The organism is Acidisphaera rubrifaciens HS-AP3 (assembly GCF_000964365.1).
Classification (GTDB): domain Bacteria; phylum Pseudomonadota; class Alphaproteobacteria; order Acetobacterales; family Acetobacteraceae; genus Acidisphaera; species Acidisphaera rubrifaciens.
Map to the genome: position 1 here is coordinate 1 of NZ_BANB01000651.1, position 2685 is coordinate 2685.

Below are 2685 nucleotides of genomic sequence, written 5' to 3' on the forward strand. Positions count from 1 at the left end.
TCGCGCGCGTCGTGGTCGGGCCGGCGCCGGTCGAGCGGCATGTCTGGCAGATGACGCCGCCCGCCGGACACGCGGGCCCGTGGGTCACCACGCCCGCCGTGACGCTCGCCATCGCCAAGCGACAGGGCGCGAACGCGGTGACGGTGGCGCAGGCGATCGTCGATCACGTCGAGCATCTGCGCGGCACGCTGATCCCGGGCGACATCCGCGTGGAGATCACCCGCGACTACGGGGCGACCGCCAACGACAAGGCCAACGAGCTGCTGTTCCACCTCGCCCTCGCCACCGTGTCCATCGTCGTGCTGATCGCGCTCGCGATCGGCTGGCGCGAGGCGGTGGTGACGCTGGTGGTGATCCCGACGACCATCCTGCTGACGCTCTTCGCCGCCCGCGTCATGGGCTATACGATCAACCGCGTGAGCCTGTTCGCGCTCATCTTCTCCATCGGCATCCTCGTCGATGACGCGATCGTGGTGGTGGAGAATATCGCCCGCCACTGGGCGATGGATGACGGCCGCTCGCGCGTCCGCGCCGCCGTGGAGGCGGTGGCGGAGGTAGGCAACCCGACGGTGATCGCGACCTTGACGGTGATCGCCGCGCTGCTGCCGATGCTGTTCGTCTCCGGGCTGATGGGGCCGTACATGGCGCCCATTCCCGCCAACGCGTCGGCCGCGATGCTGTTCTCCTTCTTCGTCGCCATGGTGGTCGCGCCGTGGCTGATGCTGAAGCTGGCGCCCGGCGGCACCTATCGCGGCGACCGCGCGCAGGAGGCGGAGTGGCTCGACATCACCACCCCGTCCATCGCCCGCGACGCCGCCGCCGCCGGCCATCACGAGGGGCGGCTCGGCCGGCTGTACCGCGCCGTCGCGACGCCGATCCTGAAGACGCGGGCGCGGGCCTGGACGTTCCTCCTCGTCGTCGGCGTCGCGACGCTGGCGGCCGGCGCGATGTTCTACACCGAGACGGTGACGGTGAAGCTGCTGCCGTTCGACAACAAGTCCGAGCTTGAGGTCCTGGTGAAGCTGCCGGAGGGATCGAGCCTGGAGGCGACGGAACAGGCGCTTCAGCACGCGGCGCGCATCACCGAGGGGATCGGCGAGGTCACCTCGATCCAGGCCTATGCCGGCACGGCGGAGCCGTTCGACTTCAACGGGCTGGTGCGCCACTACTATGAACGCCGCTCGCCCGAACTCGGCGACCTGCATGTCGTGCTGCTGCCCAAGGGCGATCGAGACCGCGCGAGCCACGACATCGCGATCGACCTGCGCCATCGCCTCGACGACGGCCTGCGCCTGCCGGAGGGCGGCGGCGTCAAGGTGGTGGAGGTGCCGCCCGGCCCGCCGGTTCTCGCGACCCTGCTCGCCGAAATCTATGGCCCGGACGCGGCGACGCGGCTCGCGGTGGCGCAGCAGGTGAAGGCGCTGTTCCGGCGCGTGCCCTATATCGTCGATGTCGACGACTCCTACGGCCGTCCGCGCCCGCGCCTGCGCATCAGCATCGACCAGGACGCGCTGGAATACTTCGCCGTCGAGCAGAGCGACGTGTACGACACGATCCAGATGCTGTTCGGCACCACGCCCGTCGGCTATTCCTATCGCGGCGAGGAGCGGCTGCCGATCGAGATCGCGACGGGCCTGCCGAAGCGCGATCTGAGCTGGAGCCAGCAGCTGGCCGCGACGCCGGTGCCCGCCAACGGCGTGCCGGGCGCCAAATCGGTGGTCGAGCTGGGACAGGTGGTGCGCGTCGGCAACGAGGCCGGGTCGCGCGTGCTGTTCCGCCGCGACGGGCATTTCGCCGACCTGGTGACGGGCGAGCTCGCCGGGCAGTACGAGGCGCCGATCTACGGCATGCTCGCGGTGGACAAGCTGATCCGCGCCCATGACTGGGGTGCGATCGGCACGCCCGCGATCCGCCTGCGCGGCCAGCCGGACGACGAGGCCCATCCCTCGATCCTGTGGGACGGCGAGTGGGAGGTGACCTATGTCACCTTCCGCGACATGGGCGCCGCCTTCGCGGTGGCGATCCTCGGCATCTATATCCTCGTCGTGGGGCAGTTCGGCAGCTTCCGGCTGCCGCTGGTGATCCTCACGCCGATACCGCTGACGCTGATCGGCATCGTGCCCGGCCACTGGTTGTTCGGGGCGCCGTTCTCCGCCACGCCGATGATCGGCTTCATCGCGCTCGCCGGCATCATCGTGCGCAACTCGATCCTGCTGGTCGATTTCATCCGCCACGGCGCGCGCCCGGGACGACCGCTGCGCGACGTGCTGCTCGATGCCGGGGCGGTGCGCTTCAAGCCGATCCTGCTGACCGCCCTGTCCGCGATGATCGGCGCGGCGACGATCCTGACCGACCCGATCTTCCAGGGGCTGGCGATCTCGCTGCTGTTGGGGCTTGCCTCCTCCACCCTGCTGACCGTGCTGGTGATCCCGGCGATCTATGTCGTGCTGCGGCGGGCGGATCAGCCGGTGATCCCGCTGCCCACCCCGCGCCCCGGTCCGATGCAGGATCCGATGCAGGGTCCGCTGGCGGCCGCCGATGCGGCGCCGCTGACGGCGCGATAGGACGGCGCGATAGACACGGGGGGCGGCGCCTCAGCCGGCCTTCTGTTCCCAGCCCCGCGCCCCCTGCTGCCAGTAGGTGAGGGCGTGGCCGGCGGCGCGGGCCGCCCGCCAGCGGTCGCGC

General features: G+C 70.6%; 1 protein-coding gene. It reads left to right on the plus strand.

What is annotated here, in order from left to right; genetic code table 11:
- On the plus strand, nucleotides 1–2564 hold a 2564-nt coding region (locus B8460_RS15850), incomplete at its 5' end, for an efflux RND transporter permease subunit (RefSeq protein WP_148360646.1).
- Nucleotides 2565–2685: the final 121 nt, after the last annotated feature.